General features: G+C 62.2%; 16 protein-coding genes. All 16 read right to left on the reverse strand.

Features of this window, described 5'->3' with window-relative positions; genetic code table 11:
• Nucleotides 1-83: 83 nt before the first annotated feature.
• On the reverse strand, nucleotides 84-1,292 hold the full coding sequence (locus H7698_RS00105) for an acetyl-CoA C-acyltransferase (RefSeq protein WP_194690273.1): 1,209 nt from the start codon (nucleotides 1,290-1,292) through the stop codon (nucleotides 84-86).
• An 8-nt stretch (nucleotides 1,293-1,300) separates the two neighbouring features.
• Nucleotides 1,301-1,771, reverse strand: coding sequence for a MaoC family dehydratase (locus H7698_RS00110; RefSeq protein ID WP_194690274.1), 471 nt, complete (start codon nucleotides 1,769-1,771; stop codon nucleotides 1,301-1,303).
• A 9-nt stretch (nucleotides 1,772-1,780) separates the two neighbouring features.
• A complete protein-coding gene (locus tag H7698_RS00115) occupies nucleotides 1,781-2,566 on the reverse strand; it encodes an SDR family oxidoreductase (RefSeq protein ID WP_194690275.1) in 786 nt (261 codons plus the stop codon).
• Nucleotides 2,567-2,882: 316 nt separating this feature from the next.
• On the reverse strand, nucleotides 2,883-3,761 hold the full coding sequence (locus H7698_RS00120) for an SDR family oxidoreductase (RefSeq protein WP_194690276.1): 879 nt from the start codon (nucleotides 3,759-3,761) through the stop codon (nucleotides 2,883-2,885).
• Nucleotides 3,762-3,794: 33 nt separating this feature from the next.
• The gene (locus tag H7698_RS00125) at nucleotides 3,795-4,946 is read right to left on the reverse strand and encodes an acetyl-CoA C-acetyltransferase (protein WP_194690277.1); all 1,152 of its coding nucleotides are present in this window, start codon (nucleotides 4,944-4,946) and stop codon (nucleotides 3,795-3,797) included.
• Nucleotides 4,947-4,949: 3 nt separating this feature from the next.
• Nucleotides 4,950-6,008 carry an acyl-CoA dehydrogenase family protein gene (locus H7698_RS00130; RefSeq protein ID WP_194690278.1) on the reverse strand — a complete coding sequence of 353 codons (1,059 nt, stop codon included), beginning with the start codon at nucleotides 6,006-6,008 and terminating at the stop codon, nucleotides 4,950-4,952.
• Between the two features lie 9 nt (nucleotides 6,009-6,017).
• On the reverse strand, nucleotides 6,018-7,178 hold the full coding sequence (locus tag H7698_RS00135; protein ID WP_194690279.1) for an acyl-CoA dehydrogenase family protein: 1,161 nt from the start codon (nucleotides 7,176-7,178) through the stop codon (nucleotides 6,018-6,020).
• A gap of 9 nt (nucleotides 7,179-7,187) precedes the next feature.
• The gene (locus H7698_RS00140) at nucleotides 7,188-7,940 is read right to left on the reverse strand and encodes an enoyl-CoA hydratase family protein (protein ID WP_194690280.1); all 753 of its coding nucleotides are present in this window, start codon (nucleotides 7,938-7,940) and stop codon (nucleotides 7,188-7,190) included.
• 48 nt (nucleotides 7,941-7,988) lie between these two features.
• A complete protein-coding gene (locus H7698_RS00145) occupies nucleotides 7,989-9,089 on the reverse strand; it encodes an NAD(P)H-dependent flavin oxidoreductase (RefSeq protein ID WP_194690281.1) in 1,101 nt (366 codons plus the stop codon).
• Nucleotides 9,086-9,997: an enoyl-CoA hydratase gene (locus H7698_RS00150; protein WP_194690282.1), complete on the reverse strand. Its 912-nt coding sequence runs from the start codon at nucleotides 9,995-9,997 to the stop codon at nucleotides 9,086-9,088. Before H7698_RS00150 ends, H7698_RS00145 begins: the two co-directional genes overlap by 4 nt.
• Before the next feature lie 16 nt (nucleotides 9,998-10,013).
• Nucleotides 10,014-10,811, reverse strand: a complete 798-nt coding sequence (locus tag H7698_RS00155; RefSeq protein ID WP_194690283.1) for a CoA-transferase subunit beta — start codon at nucleotides 10,809-10,811, stop codon at nucleotides 10,014-10,016.
• A gap of 11 nt (nucleotides 10,812-10,822) precedes the next feature.
• Nucleotides 10,823-11,698, reverse strand: a complete 876-nt coding sequence (locus H7698_RS00160) for a CoA transferase subunit A (protein WP_194690284.1) — start codon at nucleotides 11,696-11,698, stop codon at nucleotides 10,823-10,825.
• Nucleotides 11,695-12,600 (reverse strand): VOC family protein, encoded by a 906-nt coding sequence (locus H7698_RS00165; RefSeq protein ID WP_194690285.1) that lies wholly within the window; start codon nucleotides 12,598-12,600, stop codon nucleotides 11,695-11,697. The genes H7698_RS00160 and H7698_RS00165 overlap by 4 nt, the downstream gene beginning before the upstream one ends.
• A gap of 626 nt (nucleotides 12,601-13,226) precedes the next feature.
• On the reverse strand, nucleotides 13,227-14,174 hold the full coding sequence (locus H7698_RS00170) for a bifunctional OB-fold nucleic acid binding domain-containing protein/MaoC family dehydratase (RefSeq protein WP_194690286.1): 948 nt from the start codon (nucleotides 14,172-14,174) through the stop codon (nucleotides 13,227-13,229).
• A gap of 5 nt (nucleotides 14,175-14,179) precedes the next feature.
• On the reverse strand, nucleotides 14,180-15,391 hold the full coding sequence (locus H7698_RS00175) for a thiolase family protein (RefSeq protein ID WP_194690287.1): 1,212 nt from the start codon (nucleotides 15,389-15,391) through the stop codon (nucleotides 14,180-14,182).
• A gap of 138 nt (nucleotides 15,392-15,529) precedes the next feature.
• Complete coding sequence (locus H7698_RS00180; RefSeq protein ID WP_194690288.1) at nucleotides 15,530-17,206, reverse strand: DUF1302 domain-containing protein; 1,677 nt, start codon at nucleotides 17,204-17,206, stop codon at nucleotides 15,530-15,532.
• Nucleotides 17,207-17,276: the final 70 nt, after the last annotated feature.

Here is a 17,276-nt window from a genome sequence, read left to right on the forward strand (position 1 = left end):
GAGGTGTGTAGATAGTCCGTCTGCCCGGCCCCCGGGGCATCGTCCAAATGGCCTACCCGGGTGCCGAACGACGAAATCGGTGATTAAGGGAGTTCGAACAGGCCCGCCGCGCCCATGCCACCGCCAATGCACATGGCCACGACCACGTAGCGCACGCCGCGACGGCGCCCTTCAAGCAGGGCGTGACCGACCATGCGTGCACCGGACATGCCGAACGGGTGACCGATTGAAATGGCCCCGCCATTCACGTTCAGGCGCTCTGGGGGAATGCCCAGGGCGTCGCGGCAATGCAACACCTGGCAGGCAAACGCCTCGTTGATTTCCCACAAGCCGATGTCGGCCACTTTCAGGCCAAAGCGCTTGAGCAGTTTGGGTACCGCGACCACTGGCCCGATCCCCATCTCTTCCGGCGCGCAGCCGGCCACCGCGATGCCGCGATAGATGCCCAGCGGCTGCAGGCCCAGCTCGGCCGCCTGCCCACGATTCATCAGCAAGCTGGCCGAGGCGCCGTCGGAAAACTGCGAGGCGTTGCCGGCCGTAATGAATTCACCTTGCTCGACCCACTGACCGTTCTTCCACACCGGTTTCAGGGCAGCCAGGTCTTCAAGCCGGGTCGAGGGGCGGTTGCACTCGTCACGATCGGCGAGCACCTGTTCATGGCCATTTGGCTGACCTTCCTTGTCGAAAAGTTGTTTACGCGCTTGCAACGGCACGATCTCCGCGTCGAACAACCCATCACGCTGGGCGGCTGCCGTGCGTTGCTGACTTTGCAGCGAATAGTCGTCCTGTGCAGCACGGCTGATGCCGTAGCGTCGCGCGACAATCTCGGCGGTTTCGATCATCGGGATGTAGGCACTCGGCATGCAGGCAAGCACCGCCTCCGACTGATTGCGGTAGGTGTTCTTGTGTTTGTTCTGTGTCAGCGACAGCGACTCGACGCCGCCGGCGATGGCGATGTTCATTTCGCCGGCCAGAATGTTTTTCGCGGCCATGCCGATGCTGATCAGACCGGACGCACACATCCGGTCCAGGGCCATGCCCGGCACACTGTCCGGCAGGCCGCCGGTGTAAGCACAGAGCCTGCCGATGTTGTAGCCCTGGGTGCCCTGCTGCACCGCTGCCCCCATGATCACATCGTCCACCGACCCCGGTTCGATACCGGCGCGCTCCACCACGGCCCGCACTACATGGCCGCCGAGCACCGGAGCTTCGGTGTCGTTGAACGACCCTCGAAAGGATTTGGTCAGCGCGGTCCGCGCGGTCGCAACGATCACAACGTCATTCTTGTCCATGAACAGGCTCACTCGGTAAGGGGATTGAAGGTGTAACGACTGATGGTATCGACCACGCAGCCAGGGCGGTCGGCGCCTTCGATTTCAACGCTGATGCGCACCACCAGCTGCACAGCGCTGCCGATCAATTCGGCGCTGATGACCTGGCCTCGGCCTCGTACCCGAGAACCGACTTTCACCGCCGCGGGAAAGCGCACGCGGTCGGTGCCGTAGTTCACCCCCATGGCCATGTTGTCGATGGTCATCAGTTGCGGCATGAACAGGTTGGCCAGCGCCAGGGTCAGATAGCCGTGGGCGATGCATGCCCCGAACGGGCCGCTGGCAGCGCGCTCGGGATCAACGTGTATCCACTGCTGGTCGCCGGTCGCTTCGGCGAACAAATTGATCCGCTCCTGGGTCAGTTGCAGCCAGTCGGTGACGCCCAGGTCCAGGCCCTGGGCCTTGAGCATTTGCTCGGCACTGCTGAATCGTGTGGTCATGGGTGGTCCTCAAGCCTGTTGTGAACTGACCGACAGGACTTCGCCGACCATGTAGGAGGCGTAGTCGCTGGCCAGGAAGATCATGACGTTGGCGACTTCCCAGACCTCTGCGGCGCGGCCGAAGGCTTCACGGTCGGCAAGCTTTGCCAGCAGCTCTTCACTGGAGGCTTTCTTGAGAAATTCGTGCAAGGCAATCGAGGGCGATACCGCGTTGATGCGCACGCCGTGCTCGGCGGCTTCCAGTGCACTGCAACGGGTCAATGCCATAACGCCGGCCTTGGCGGCGGCGTAGTGCGCCTGCTCTTTCTGCGCACGCCAACCTAGCACCGAAGCGTTGTTGACGATGGCACCGCTCCCTCGACGCTCCATGTGCGGCAACATGGCGCGGGTCATGCGGAAGGTGCCGGTGAGCGTCACATCGATGACCCGCAGCCACTCTTCGTCGCTCATTTCGGTCACCCGCTTCGAGCCACCGAGGCCGGCGTTGTTGATCAGCACATCGACGCCGCCAAGGGCCTGCTCCGCGGCAGCGACCAGCGCCTGCACTTCGGCTTCGACGGTGACATTGCACAATTGGCCGTACACCGCCTGCAGACCGGTCTCGGCCTTGAGCTGCTCAACCGCCTGCTCGAGGCGACGGGGATGAACATCGGAAATCATCAGGGCGCGACAGCCCTCTTCGGCACAGCGCCTGGCCGCGGCGAAACCGATGCCGGCGCCTGCGGCGGCAGTGATGAGAACGGATTTGCCAGCCAGTAACTGGTGGCCAGGAACATAAGGAGGGGCTTGTTTCACGACGTATACCTCTGACAGAAAACAGGTTGTCGACAGGTATAAAGCCCGCAGGGATCGGGCACATCGTCAAAACGGACGGGGTCAGTAAAGGCAGTGGCAGTGACACTGAAAGAGACAGTGACAATAAACCTGTGGCGGGGGGATTTATCCCCGTTCGGCTGCGCAGCAGTCGTAAAACCAGCGGACGAGGTGTTCCTGGTACACCTCGGTTGCAGCTTTTGGGGCTGCTTCGCAGCTCAACGGGGCGGTGCGACGTTTCGCTAAATCCCCTCGCCACAGGGACTTGCCTCAGTTCTGGATTTTAGTTAAGCCAGCCTCAAGTACCCCAGACCTTCTGCGCCTTGGGCGCTTCGGCGAGTATCCCGTCGACCGCCTCGCCCACTTCCGCTACTAGCCAGCGCGCACCCTTGTCGCGGGTGACACCCGTGCGCCAACCGTCGCCAAGGGAAATCCGTCCGCCCTGGCTTTCGAACAAGTGGCCGCTGACATGCCCGGACGCTTCGCTGCCCAGCCACACCACCAAAGGCGCAACGTTCTCCGCTGCCCAGCCATCGAAGCTGTCGTCTTCAGGTTTCTTGACCATGTCCGGCATGGCGCTTTCGGTCATCGCCGTGCGCGCCGCCGGAGCCAACGCGTTGGCCGTGACGCCATAGCGTGCCAGCTCCGCCGCCTGCACCAGGGTCAAGGAAGCGATGCCCCCTTTGGCCGCCGCGTAGTTGGATTGCCCGATCGAGCCCTGCAGACCGGCTCCGGAGCTGGTATTGATAATGCGCGCCGCCACCGGTGTCCCGGCCTTGGCCAAATCACGCCAGCGCCGACCGAGAATATTGGCCAGGCAGAAATGCCCCTTGAGGTGGACGCGCATCACCATGTCCCAGTCCTCCTCCGAGAGGCTGATGAACATCCGGTCACGCAGGACCCCGGCGTTGTTGACCAGTACATGAACTTCACCGAACGCCGCGAGCGCAGCATCGACGATGCCTTGAGCGCTGCTCAGGGTGGTGATATCGCCATCGTTGGCGATCGCCTGGCCACCGCTCGAACAGATCTCATCGACCACGGCCTCGGCCGCCTCACGCCGAATATCATTGACCACCACGTTGGCGCCTTCGGCAGCGAACGCCAGTGCATAAGCGCGGCCCAACCCGCCACCGGCACCGGTGATTATCACAGTACGACCTGCGCAGATTCCCATAGGGTGTTGTCCTGTTCTTGAGTGTGGGCGGCTTCAGAGCCGTTCGATAATGCTGACGTTGGCCTGGCCGCCGCCTTCGCACATGGTTTGCAGCCCATAACGCCCGCCCGTGCGCTCCAGCGAGTGCAGCAAGGTGGTCATCAATCGCGCACCGGTGGCTCCCAGCGGGTGGCCAAGGGCGATGGCGCCGCCATTGACGTTGGTATTGGCCGGGTCGTAATCGAGCTCCTTGGCCCAGGCCATAACCACTGAGGCGAAGGCTTCGTTGATTTCCACCAGGTCGATGTCAGCCATGCGCATGCCGGCCTTTTTCAGCGCCGCACGGGTCGCCGCAATCGGTGCCGTGAGGTGCCAGATCGGATCATCACCGAGCACCGACAAATGATGAATGCGTGCCCGGGGTGTCAGGTTGTAGCGTTTGAGCGCCGCTTCCGAGACCACCAGCAACGCCGCCGAGGCGTCACAGGTCTGGCTCGATACGGCCGCGGTGATCGACGGAAATTCTGCGCTCACCGGCTCCAGGCTGGCCATTTTTTCCAGGCTGCTGATGCGCGGCGTCTCATCAAAATCCAGGCCTTCGCAGGCCACAATCTCGCTGGCGAAGTAACCGGCTTCAGCGGCCGCGAGAGCACGTCGATGGCTTTCCAGCGCGAACACTTCCATGTCCGCGCGGCTGATTTTCCAGTGATCGGCGATGCGCTGTGCGGCGTAGAACTGATTCACCGGCTGATTGCCAAAACGCGCCTGCCAGCCTTTGCTGCCGGAAAACGGGTCGCTGAAACCCAGGGGCTGACCCGCGAGCATCGCCGATGAAATCGGTATCCGGGTCATGGTCTGCACGCCGCCGACCGCCACCACATCCTGCATGCCACTCATCACCGCCTGGGCTGCAAAGTGCAGCGCCTGCTGGGACGAGCCGCACTGACGGTCAACGGTGGTGCCCGGCACATTCAACGGCAGGCCGGCGGCCAGCCAACTGGTGCGGGCAATGTCGCCTGCTTGCGATCCGATGGCGTCGACACACCCGAAAATGACGTCGTCATAGTCTTCGGCGGGAATGCCATTGCGTTCGACCAGCGCTTTCAACACATGGGCGCCCAGATCGATGGCATGCACATGGGCCAGACCGCCCTTGCGCTTGCCCGTGGGACTGCGCAGGGCATCGACTATATAAGCTTGGGGCATGGCTCAGTCCTCGAAAGTGGCGCCCGGCCCAAGCCGGGCTTCGTCACTGAACACATAGGCAGCGACGCGGGATTTGTGGGTGGCGCGGTCGCCCCAGGACGGGTCCAGGGACCAGGCACGTTTCATGAACATCTGCAGATCGACTTCCCAGGTGTAACCCATGGCGCCATGTACCTGAATGCCATGCCGCGCCGCCAGCCAACTGGCGTCGCAGCAGGCCAGCCGGGCTTGCGAGACATAGACGTCGACATTGCGCTCGCCCCTGGCCAGTGCGTGGGCAGCGCGATAGAGCACGGGCTTGGCGAACTCGATCTTGCTGGCGACATCCGCAAGGTGGTGCTTGACCGCCTGGAAACTGCCGATCGGCTTGCCGAATTGTTTACGCTGAGCCACGTAGTCCACCGACAGATCGAGGATGCGTTGAGCCAGTCCCAACAGTTGACCGGCCACCGACAAGGCGCCTCGATTCAAGGTGTCGGCCCACACCGCACGCCCCTGCTCGCCGTCGATCAACAGGGTGTCGCGGCCAGGCTGCCAGGTCACTCGGGCGAGGCGGCGGGACGCATCGATACTGGCATTGGCCTGCACATCGACTTGCGCCCGCGGCACCGCATGCACTTCATCGCCGTGGGCCAGGATCAGCCACTCGGCCAGGGCCGCGTCGGCCACCAGCGGGTTGATCGGATGCCCGATGGCCACGCGCACGCTGCCATCGGCGATGCGCGGCAGCAGACGGGCCTTCACCGGGTTGTCAGCCGGAAGGCCATTGAGCAGGCCGGTCACCACATAGGCGGTATCGGCCAGCGAATCGGGGATGGCGTAGTAACCCAGTTCCTGGGTCATCAACGACCAAGCCACATCGTCCATGCCCAGGCCGCCGAACTGCTCGGGCACCGACAACGCTGTCAAACCTTGCTCGGCGATCTTGCCGCGCAATTCCGCCGAGCGCCCGACGTCGGTTTCCCAGATTTCGCGCAGCATCTCGGGGGCAGCCTCGGTCATCAGGAAACGACTGATGGCCTCACGAAACGTGAGCTGATCATCGGTAAAGGTAAAGTCCATGGCCGGCTCCTATTTCGGCAGACCGAGCATTCGCTCGGCGATGATGTTGCGCTGGATTTCGTTGGTGCCGGCGTAGATCGGCCCGGCTTGCGCGAACAGGAAACCGTCAAGCCAGGCGCCACCCGGCGCTTGCGGCGCGCTGTTCAACAACTCGCCGTGCGCGCCGAGGATGCGCATGGCGGTGTCATGCATCTTCAGGTCGAGTTCCGACCAGATGATCTTGTTGATGCTCGACTCGGCGCCGATCTGCGCACCACGACTCATGCGTCCGACGGTGTGATAGGACGACAGCGCATAACCTTCGGCGCCGAGCCAGGCATCGACGACCGCCTCGCGAATGCTCGGGTCGCGATCGGCGCTCTCGCGGTGGGCCTTGTAAAGCTCCACCAACTTGCGCGCCGTGGCCTGGAAACGTGCGGGCGAGCGCAACAGCAAACCCCGCTCAAAACCGGCGGTGGCCCTTGCCACATGCCAACCCTGGCCTTCGGCGCCGATGCAGTTCTCGACCGGTACGCGCACATCGTCGAAGAACACTTCAGCGAAGGTATTCTTGCCGTTGAGTGCCCGGATCGGTCGAATGGTCACTCCAGGTGTATCGAGCGGCACCATTAAGAACGACAAACCGTTGTGCCGGGTCGAGGTCGGGTCGCTGCGAAACAGGCCGAACAGCCAGTCGGCAAACAAGGCGCGGCTGGACCAGGTTTTCTGGCCGTTGAGCACATAGTGATCGCCATCGCGAATAGCCTTGCTGGTGATCGCGGCCATGTCGGAGCCGGCATTCGGTTCTGACCAGCCCTGGGCCCACATGTCGACACTGGACGCCATGCGCGGCAAAAAGCGCTGCTTCTGTGCCGTGGTGCCGAATTCCATCAGGGTCGGTCCGAGCAGCAACTGGCCGTTCTGGTTGATGCGCATCGGCGCATCGGCACCGTAGTACTCCTCTTCGAAAATCAGCCACTCGATCAGGTCGCAACCACGGCCGCCATATTCCTTGGGCCACATGACCATCGACAGGCGTTGTTCGAACAACTTCGCCTCCCAGGCGCGATGCTGCTCGAACCCTTCACGGGTGTCGTAGTTGGCCAGGGGCGTCGTCGGCTGATTGGCCGCCAGCCACTCGCGGACCTCCTGACGGAAGGCCTTTTGCTTCGGGGTATAAGCTAGTTCCATGGCAGCCTCTCAGAACTTCGCGTCGCGTTTTTCGACGAAGGCGCGGCGGGTTTCAGCAGAATCCGGACTGGTGTAGGCCTGCAGGGTGAAGCCCTGCTCCCATCGGTACTTGTCTTCCAGGTTGCCGTCTTCGATACCGTTGAGGGCTTCCTTGGCCAGGCGGATCATCGCCGGACTCTTGGCCGCAATTTTGGCGGCGATTTCAAGGGCGGTTTCGCGCAGTTGTTCCTTGGGCACCACACGTTCGATAAAGCCGTACTGCGCAGCTTCGGCGGCGCCGATCTTGTCGCCGGTGAAGAACAGATAACGGACCTTTTGCACCGGGAACAAACGCTGCAGATGCGCACCGCCGCCCATGGCCCCGCGATCCACTTCAGGCAAGGCGAAGGTGGCGCACTCGGAGGCCACGACAATATCGGCGGCGCCGGTAATGCCGATTCCACCGCCGAGGACAAAGCCATGCACGGCGACGATCACCGGCACCGGGGTGCGGTGCACGGCCTTGAACGCCGCGTAGTTACCGGCGTTGACTGCCACGATTTTATCGGGGTGGGCGTCCAGTTCCTTGATGTCGACACCGGCGCAGAAACCACGCCCCTCGGCTCGAATCACAATCACCCGGACATCCGGATTGGCGCCCAGCGCTTCGATCTGTTCGGCCAGGTCCATCCACTCCTGGCTGGCCAGGGCGTTCACCGGCGGTTTGGCGATGACCAACTCGGCAATGCCCGCGTCGATCTGTGTCGTAAATGCTTGACTCATGCGTGTCTTCTCCAGTGCTCAGCGGGCCTGTTCAATTCAAGGTGGGCTTCAGTTTTCCTGCGCCCGTGCAGGCGTGTGCTCGCAATGGCGAGCCACCAGGGCATCCAGGCAGCGCTCGGCCTGCTCGGCTATTTCTTCGATCACTTGCTGGCAACTTTTCAGTTCACCAATGGCGGCGGCCACCTGACCGCTGGGCAAGATGCCCTCGTCCGGCACGCCATCGATCATCGAGCGCTGCAGCAGCACCGGCTGGTTGGCGGCCATGACGGTTTGCGACAACGCGCCGGGGTCTTCCTTGAAGGCCTGGCGCAGCACGCCGAACAGATGGCCCAGACTCATGCCGGTCTGCTGTTTCCACTTCCAGGCACTGCGCAAGGCAATGCGCAGGCGTCCGATGGGCCCAGCCTGCTCCAGGTGGTTGATGAACGGGTTCTCGATCATGCGGTGGCGCATGCCATCGACCGCCGTGGTCACCCGCACCAACTGCGGGTCGCTGACCTTGAGGTAATGCACCAGGGTCGCCGAAGGCGTCGGTGAGTCACGGGTCATCAGAAACCGCGTGCCCATGGCGATGCCCACGGCGCCGGCCGCCAGTGCTCCAGCGAGACCACGACCGGTGGAATAACCCCCGGCAGCAATCACCGGAACCGACACCGCATCGAGCACCTGGGGCAGGAGGATCGAACTGGGCACACCACCGGTATGACCACCGCCCTCACCGCCCTGGATGGTGATCATGTCAGCGCCCAACTCCACGGCCTTGAGGGCATGCTTGAGCGCCCCAACCGTCGGGATGCACAACACGCCGGCTGCCTTGAAACGGGCAATGGTCTGTTTGTCCGGGCCACGGCCATAGCTGACCGCGCGCAAGCGATAGCGGATCGCAAGGTCAACGCACTGCGCGGCGTTTTCCTGGAACATGTGGAAGTTCAGGCCAAAATTGCTGCCACCGGTGGCGGCAATCACCTTGTTGATTTCGCGCTCCAGCGCATCGGCGGCAATCGTCGCCCCGGCGAGAAAACCGAAACCACCCGCCCGGGTCGTCGCGATCACCAGGTTGGCGTCAGCGACCCAGCCCATGGCGGTCTGCACAATCGGGTAGCGGCACCCCAGGGCTTCAGTCAGCGGCGTGGACATCCAGCGGCTCATGCCTGCTCTCCACTGGCGGCGGCCTTATTGGCCTGAGCCATGGCCTTGGCATCGAAACCGCCGAGCTTGTCACCCGACAGCAACTCGTTGTGCGCGTGGGCGAAGTGGTGCCAGGCGAAGGCGGCGTCCATGGCGGTGCGCTTGCCCTGCAGGTCTTCAACGTGGTTGATCGCCTGCTTGGTCAGGGCCAGACCCATGCGCGGTTGTCGCGCAATGTTGGCCGCCAGCGCATAAGTGCCCTCTTCAAGCGCCTTGCGAGACATGACCCGATTGACCATGCCCATCTGGTAAGCGCGCTCGGCGCTCATGCGATCGCCAGTGAACAGGAACTCCTTGGCGATACGCGGATTGAGCTCATAGGGATGAGCAAAATACTCCACCCCCGGAATGCCCATGCGCACCACCGGGTCCTGGAAAAACGCATCGTCGCTCGCCACGATCAGGTCGCAGACCCAGGCCAGCATCAACCCTCCGGCGACACAGGCACCCTGGACCATGGCAATGGTAGGCTTGGGCAGTTCACGCCAACGCCGACACATGCCCAGGTAAACCTCCTGCTCGCGGGCATAGAGTTGCTCGCCACCGGGCTTGTTGGTGTGGTCCCACCACAGGTGCGCGCGCTCGAACGGTTTGTTGATGTCCCGCCCCGGCGTGCCGATGTCGTGGCCGGCGGAAAAGTGCTTGCCTGCCCCGCGCAGCACAATGACTTTGACCGCGTCATCGTTGACCGCCTGGCGAAACGCAGCGTCCAGTGCATAGGTCATCTGCGAGTTCTGCGCATTGTTGAAGCCTGGCCGGTTCATGGTCAGCGTGGCGATACAGTCCGCCACGGCGTACAACACCGGCTCCTGCGTTTCGTAGACCGAGTGGTCTTCACGCTGGACGAATTCACTGTCAGGGCTGTTCATGCTCATGTCCCTCGCCTTAGGCCACGCGAATGCCGGCTGGATTGCCCTTGATCGCCGCACTGCGGTAATCATGGGGATCGAGTCGATGGATCAGTGCCAGTTGCTCGGGCGTCGGGTGCACGGTTTCCTTGAGCGACGGCGACTTGAGCAACGGGAAGCCGGTGCTTTCCTGCACCTCTTCAAAGGTCACGCCAGGGTGCAGGCTGCGCACCTGGACAGCACGGTCCGGGCCGTCGAAATCCATCACGCACAAGTTGGTGATGATCAAGCGGATATCCATCAGGTCGCGCCGCACCCCTCCTGGCCAGCGGTCGGCCTTGAAGCCAACGCCGGAGACCATGTCAACTTCACCGCTGACAAACACGCGGGCGTTATGGTTGGGCACAAAGAACGAGTTGATGTGGTTGATGCTGTTGCCGGGCAAGCCGCGCACACCGAGCATGGCGGCTTTGGGCTTGTGGTAATCGCCCACGCAAGACAGGTTGCTCTGGCCCCAGCGGTCGATCTGGGTCGGGCCGATCATAGCGTGGCGACGGCCGCCCCAGACGCACTCGAACACCCGCTCGAAGTTCAGCGAACCGGAGTACTTGGGCACGAAATCGCCCCGAGGCCCCAACGGGATCGGCTCTTCGACCAGGTAGGCCTCGCTGTCGGTCATCAGCAATTGCGGACTGTGGCTGAGCTTGGCCAGACTCGCGCCCAGACGCGGGATCACGCCCAACCCCGAAGCGATCAATTCGCCGTTGTCGCGCCAGGCTTCGCTGGCCGCGACGATCATCAATTCGGCGAGGGTAAATTCACAGGTAGTCGACATTTTCATACTCCTCAGAACACCGGCAGGGCCAGGGAGCCCATGCGTTCGGCACCGCCGTTTTTATCCAGATAGGCCCGCTCGCCCGCCGCCACATACTCCTCGACATAGGCTTGCCAGCCGCCCTCTTCACCGGCACTGGCGGCATAGCGTTTGAGATGACTCAGGTCCCAGCCATATTCGGGCTGGCAGGCAGTCGGATGGGCGCCAAACGGTGCGTGAATCACCCCGCTGACCAGGTAGCGTTCGAAGGTGTTGCAACGGGCCTGCTCGGCGCTCAGTTCCAGGCGCTCGTGCAGCTGTTCGCAAGACACGAAACACTGCTGGGCAGCGCGTGCGAACAGATGATCGAAGTACGGGTCCGGGCCGGTGACCAAGGTGTTGCCCAAGCGGTCGGCTACGTTGACGTGAACAAAGGCCACGTCCAGGTTCAGCGCCGGCATTGCCAGCAACACCTCGCCGTCGGCATAGGGCGATTGAATGGTTTTAAGTTCGGGGTTCAGCCGCGTGACATCGGTTGCCAGGCCGCAGCGGGTCGGCAAAAACGGCAAGCGCATGGCCGCTGCACGCAGCCCCCACTGGAACATGCCCTCATCGACCTCCATCAACTCCAGCCCACCGGCTTCGCGCGCTTTGCGGTAGTAGGGTTCCAGCGGAATGGCGTCGAGGGTGGCAAAGCCGAACACCAGCTTCTTGACCTTGCCGGCCGCGCAGAGCATGCCGACTTCCGGTCCACCGTAAGCGACCACTGTCAGGTCCTTCACATCGGATCGCAGAATCTCGCGGACCACCGCCATCGGTTTGCGCCGCGGGCCCCAACCACCGAAGCCGATGGTCATGCCATCGCGCAGTTGCGCTACCGCATCAGCGGCCGTCATTTGCTTGTTCATTGCTCATCTCCTTGTTGCTGGCCGACGGAAAAGTCATGCCCCCACAGGCTCACGCGGGTGAATTCGAAGGCCGAGTGCTCAGCCCAGTCCACTTGCAGGCCGCCGTAGCCGTACTCGAGGTCGAAACCGGACGGGGTCTTCATGTAAAACGAGGTCATCAGGTCATTGAGGTGCTGGCCGAGGGTGGCCGAGAGCGGCACCTGATGGACCAGGTGCCGGTCATGGGCGCGCCCCACTTCGGTCATCGAGTCCACTTCCACCATCACGTGCACGCAACCCGAAGGCACCGCGAACTCCGCCAGCGCCAGCGAGTGATGGCGACTGTTGCGGCAATGCAGGAAATGGATACGAATCGGCGGGGCCGACGGATCGGGGCGGAAATTGAAGATGTCCGACAGTTCGAACCCCAGCACCTCCTTGGCGAATGCCAGGGTGGCGTCGAAGTTCGGCGCTGGCAGCACGGTGTGCCCCAGGCCCATGTCACCGGTGATAAAACGCGGCACGCCTTGTGGCGAGACAAAGGGCAGGCAGTCAGAACGATGGCCCCAGCTCAGCTCGTGACGATTGCCGGACGGATCAAGAACACTGACCAGAGCCTGCACGCCACGCTGCTCGATCTCGACAGCCGTGCCCGGCTCCCAGCGCACCGCGTTCTGATCCAGCGTTTTCAACGCGGCGTTGAAAGCCCGTTCGCTGGCCAGCTCCCAGCCAGACGCCAGGTAACCCGCCCCCGCCCCTTCGACGATCAGCATGCGAAACGGTCGTTCATCCATCTTCACGTGCAATCCGCCACCGGGCGCGGGCAGCACCATCATGCCCAACACGTCTTCGGCATAACGTTGCCACTGACTGAGATTTTCGATTTGAGCGACGAAGTAACTCAGCCCCCGAATATCCATCATGCCCTGCTCCTCAATGACTGGACCTTTATTGGTCTTCATTGTGCTGAGGAGGGGCAACTGCATCATCGTCCGTTGAGACTAAGCATCTGATCTATCGGGGAAAGGGATATCGGGTGAGATCCTTGTTGAATATGCCGGCCCAATCGTGAGCAACCCCACTCCCACAGGGGATTTTTGGTCGAACACAGATTTTGTAGTCACTGCGGTTCACTGTGGGAGTGAGCCTGCTCGCGATGAGGCCGGCACATCCAAAGGTACGGTGACTGACACACCGCCATCGCTGGCAAGCCAGCTCCCACAGTGATCGTGTGTTGGCTTTGGAATTTGGGGCTATGGCAGGTATTGCGCAGCGGGTAAACCGGCAAGGATGCCGGTTTAGCCGCGGGGCAATACCTGCGTTCGGGTACACCGAGCCCAGGCGAGGTGCCAAGTGGTGGGGCAGGAAGCGCTTGGTTACTTGGCGCTTTTCCAAGTGACCCGCTGTAAGAGCGGAACCTATGGAAGCCGTTACCGAAAGAATGGATATGCACACAAGACAAGATCAAAAGATCGCAGCCTCGTTTCACTCGACAGCTCACACAGCTCCTGCACACGCAGCTCCTTCACCACCTTTCGAGATGGCAAAATCACATGTACAGGATCACCAGGTCATTAATGACCGAAGGACGATCACTGCCCACCACATGCGTGTTCACTTCCAGCGTAAGCTGCGTACCACGCTTCACCTGCACTACCTGCTTGACCTTGGCGCGTGCATGTATCCGCGACCCGGCGGGTACCGGCGCAGGGAAGCGCAAGCGATCCGAGCCATAGTTGACCATGGTGCCGTAGCCGGTGATCTCATAACCCAGCTTAAGTTTGAGCCGCGACTGCAGGACCTGCACCAATGCACCGTGGGCGATAGTGCCGCCGAACGGGCTGTCTTTGCGCGCACGCTCAAGGTCGGTGTGAATCCAGTAGTCATCGCCCGACAACAACGCAAAGGCATCGATCAAGGCCTGGTCGATAACAATTTCGTTGCTCCAGTCGCTGAACGTTTCGCTGACCAGGCTCTGCAGCGCCGCCTCATCATCCATGGCAATCAGGCGCGCAGGTGCAACCTCATTTGGCTCCAACGCTTGTGTTTGAGGCGCCCCGGTCCAGCGCTGCAACGCGTCGCTGTCCTGTTCCAGGCCGGTAAAGCGCAGCAAGCACGTCCCCTTTGCGTCGACCTCGGCAAACACCGGTTTAAGACGCATGCCGATGCGAATCTGATCCTCTTCAAGACCCACCAGCGTGGTGTTGATGCGCACCCCTTCATCCAGCTCGATGACGGCCAGCTTCTGCGGCATTTCATCGGCGAAGTCCGGCAGCGTGGCGACGCGGGCGATGGTAAAGCTGTACAGGCTCGCGCCGCCGCTGACCTCGCGCCAGGCCAGGTCGTGGGCCAGGCAAATCGGGCAGTGCCGGCGCGGGTAGAACACCCAGTGGTCGCAAGCGTTGCACTGCTGGATCAACAGCCGCTGCGCTTTGAGTCCTTCCCAGAACGGGGCAGATATTTCGGTCGGCACCGGCATTGGTTTGTTGTTCGACATGCTGGTCATGCTCCCTGAAGAATCAACGCGGCCTGCTCACTCATCACGCCACCGGTCCCGGAGACGTAGACGGCGTCGCATCGCTTGAGTTGGCGCTCACCCGCTTCACCACTGATCTGAGTCACGGCTTCGATCACCTGTGACATCCCACCGGCAGCGCCGGCCTGGCCGAAGCTGAGCTGGCCGCCGTGGGTGTTCATCGGGAAATCGCCGCGCCAGGTCAGGTCATGTTCGCGAACAAAACCCATGCCTTCGCCCTTGGCACAAAAGCCGGCATCTTCCAGGGTCAACAACGCGGTGATGGTGTAGCAGTCGTAGATTTGCGCCGCATCGACATCCGCAGGTTTGAGGCCGGCCATGTCGAAGGCACGACGCGAGGCTGGACCAATCGGTGTGTTGAGCATGTCTTTTGCGTACGAGGGCGACTTGAACGCCAGGTGCTCGCCGAAGCCAGTGATGAATGCCGGCCGTTTGCGAGCACGGGCCGCGACTTCTTTGGAGGCAATGATCATGGCCGCACCGCCGGCCACGGGCATGACGATTTCGAGAATGTGCAACGGATCGGCCACGCGCTTGCTCGCCAGCACCTGTTCGATGGTCAGGGGCTGACCGTAGAACATGGCTTGCGGGTTGGCCAAGGCGTTGGTGCGCTGATCCACCGCAATCTTGGCCATGGCCACCGGGTCGTAACCGTACTGCGCGGCATAGCGCTGGGCGATCATCGCGTAGCCGGTGTTCTGGCCCATGTGCCCGTAAGGCAAATCAAACTCTGCCTCCGGGGCGCCGAACGCGGTGCTGTGGCCGCCGTAGCGCATGGCACGGGCCATCGCGCCAGGATCTTCATCAGGTCCCATCGGCGCCAGACGCGCCGGTAGCACGCACAGCACGGCCTGGCACAAGCCCAGCTCGATCGCCGCAGCCGCGCGCCAGACCATGCCCACCGAGGTGCAACCACCCAGGTCGACCACTTCGGCAAAATTCAGGTTCAAGCCCAGGTACTCGGCGGCCATGGCCGGCACGAACACCGAAGCTTCATGGAAATGCGGGCCGTTGATTACCAGACCGTCGAGGTCTTCGGCACGCAAGCCCGCATCCCGCAGCGCCTGCGCCGCCAGGTCGGCCACCTGTTCGAGGTGGAACATTCTCGGTGCAGTGGCGTACTTTTCCGGTTTGTATTGAGCGGCGCCAACAATCGCCGCATGACCTTTGAGACCCATGTATCCCCCATTCGAAGGCTGTGTGCTTCAGGTTTTTTGTCTTGCGACCATGCCACAACTGCGGCGGCAAGTGATCGTCCATTTTGACTAGGCGCCTGCGACGCCAGGGTTGACTCAACCCTGGCGCCAGCACAGTCATCAGAAGCTGTATTTCACCGAGAACGTGCCGTAGTCACGGTCGGCCAGCATGCGCTTGACCGGGTCCGCGTCCCCCAGGTAACTGGTGACCCGCAGGGCGACTTCCAGGTTGCCCAGGTACTTGAAGGTAGTGCCCAGGCTCAGCCGGCGATCGCCCTGCAACCCGGAGATGGTCCCGGCCATCGGCGTGGCACCGCTGAACACGTTGGAGAAGTTGACCGGTACTTCCAGGTCCCAGCCTCTGAACACGCCCGGGTAGCTGAAGGAGGCGCCCACGGTGTAGGCGCTGGACGTCTTGCTGCGCCAGCCCGAGGCGTTCTTGTAGGTGTAGTCATCGGACGGTTGCACCAACGGACGCATGGACGGAATCAGGCTGTTGCCCAGCGCTTGCAGGTTCGGCGCCGCCGAGGCTTCATCCACGCTGTCGACGCGGACATGCACGATTTCGGCGGTCAGCGACGTCTGGCTCGCCCATGGCCGGTCACCGAGAATGCGGATGGCCGACAGTTGCATCTGCTGGCCCTTGCCACGGGTCGGCGTCGCCCCCAGGCCGGTATTGACCATCACCGGCGCACCGTCGCGATAGGACCATTCGCCGCCAATCTGGGTTTCGCCGATCTTGGTCGATGCGCTGATCCCGGTCAGCTTGATGTCTTCAAAGTAGGTAATGCGATAGCCATCCGGCGTCCCGAAAAACGCGCCAGGACCTGCGGGGACGGCCTGATAACCGACCAGGGCGGTGGCCGGATTCTTGTCATGATACTTGACGTGGAACAGCGACAACTCAAGGGCCGGCACCGGACGGAAACGTACTTGAACCCCCCACTGGCCGCTGTCGCGGGGTTCATCAGTGCCTTTGTAGTTGATCCGCGTGCCGTTGGCGTTGAGGATGAATTCACGTCCCGGCCCGACCACATCACTGGTCGACAGGTAGCTGCCGACTGGCGGCAGTTCAGTCCCCATCCATTCGTATTGCACATACGCGCCAAAGGTCAGCTGCGGGTTCAACCGGTAGGAAGCAGAAACCTGCCCGACCGGCAACAGCACTTCCTTGACCTCCACCCCTGGCTGCGCTGCCTTGACCGCATCGGACGGGTTCTGCACGCCACTGACACCTGGGTAGAACAGGCTTTCACCCCACGACTCGATGTGGCGCCCGGCCTTGACGTCGAGCATCGAATCATTGTCGAAGCGCCAGCCGTTGAACACGTAGGCGTCAAGGAATTTGCTGCGGCCACCGCTGTAGTATTTGGTGTCGCTGGTGAACTCATTGTGGTCTCCGGTCTTGTTGACCGTGGACGGTGAATCGTTGTCATTGGAGCGGTGGTAAACATCATCGTAGAACGTACTGGCACGCAGCACCGCGCCGTAGGTGTCCTTGCGCACGATCATCTCGGCCAGGGCACCCACGCGGTTGGTGACCAGGCTGCCCTTGTCGAAGTTGCGGTCGCCGTCATCGGCGTTGCGCGTCAACAGCGCGTTGTCCGGGTCGGACAAACGCACCCCCAGCCCATAGCTGGTGGTCACGGTCCAGTCGATCGTCGTCCCGTTATCGAACTCGATGGTTTCACCTGACCATGCGGGCGTGGACACCAGTGCGATCGCCGCCACCAGACCCGATACTTCGAAGCCCGATACACCTGGGCCCGCACCATTTTTGTTGTTTTTATTAGTCACACTGCCTCTCCCGATTAACGACCTGTTGGCCGCGCAAAGTGCTGGAACGTCACTGCTTCACTTTTTCGTT

The sequence above is a fragment of the Pseudomonas sp. p50(2008) genome (assembly GCF_015351605.1).
GTDB lineage: Bacteria > Pseudomonadota > Gammaproteobacteria > Pseudomonadales > Pseudomonadaceae > Aquipseudomonas.

What these genes read in the sequence shown, in the direction of transcription:
- H7698_RS00105 (WP_194690273.1), bottom strand. Translation starts at nt 1,292, where the DNA reads ATGGACAAGAATGACGTTGTGATCGTTGCGACCGCGCGGACCGCGCTG.
- H7698_RS00110 (WP_194690274.1), bottom strand. Translation starts at nt 1,771, where the DNA reads ATGACCACACGATTCAGCAGTGCCGAGCAAATGCTCAAGGCCCAGGGC.
- H7698_RS00120 (WP_194690276.1), bottom strand. Translation starts at nt 3,761, where the DNA reads ATGGGAATCTGCGCAGGTCGTACTGTGATAATCACCGGTGCCGGTGGC.
- H7698_RS00125 (WP_194690277.1), bottom strand. Translation starts at nt 4,946, where the DNA reads ATGCCCCAAGCTTATATAGTCGATGCCCTGCGCAGTCCCACGGGCAAG.
- H7698_RS00130 (WP_194690278.1), bottom strand. Translation starts at nt 6,008, where the DNA reads ATGGACTTTACCTTTACCGATGATCAGCTCACGTTTCGTGAGGCCATC.
- H7698_RS00135 (WP_194690279.1), bottom strand. Translation starts at nt 7,178, where the DNA reads ATGGAACTAGCTTATACCCCGAAGCAAAAGGCCTTCCGTCAGGAGGTC.
- H7698_RS00140 (WP_194690280.1), bottom strand. Translation starts at nt 7,940, where the DNA reads ATGAGTCAAGCATTTACGACACAGATCGACGCGGGCATTGCCGAGTTG.
- H7698_RS00145 (WP_194690281.1), bottom strand. Translation starts at nt 9,089, where the DNA reads ATGAGCCGCTGGATGTCCACGCCGCTGACTGAAGCCCTGGGGTGCCGC.
- H7698_RS00150 (WP_194690282.1), bottom strand. Translation starts at nt 9,997, where the DNA reads ATGAACAGCCCTGACAGTGAATTCGTCCAGCGTGAAGACCACTCGGTC.
- H7698_RS00155 (WP_194690283.1), bottom strand. Translation starts at nt 10,811, where the DNA reads ATGTCGACTACCTGTGAATTTACCCTCGCCGAATTGATGATCGTCGCG.
- H7698_RS00160 (WP_194690284.1), bottom strand. Translation starts at nt 11,698, where the DNA reads ATGAACAAGCAAATGACGGCCGCTGATGCGGTAGCGCAACTGCGCGAT.
- H7698_RS00165 (WP_194690285.1), bottom strand. Translation starts at nt 12,600, where the DNA reads ATGATGGATATTCGGGGGCTGAGTTACTTCGTCGCTCAAATCGAAAAT.
- H7698_RS00170 (WP_194690286.1), bottom strand. Translation starts at nt 14,174, where the DNA reads ATGTCGAACAACAAACCAATGCCGGTGCCGACCGAAATATCTGCCCCG.
- H7698_RS00175 (WP_194690287.1), bottom strand. Translation starts at nt 15,391, where the DNA reads ATGGGTCTCAAAGGTCATGCGGCGATTGTTGGCGCCGCTCAATACAAA.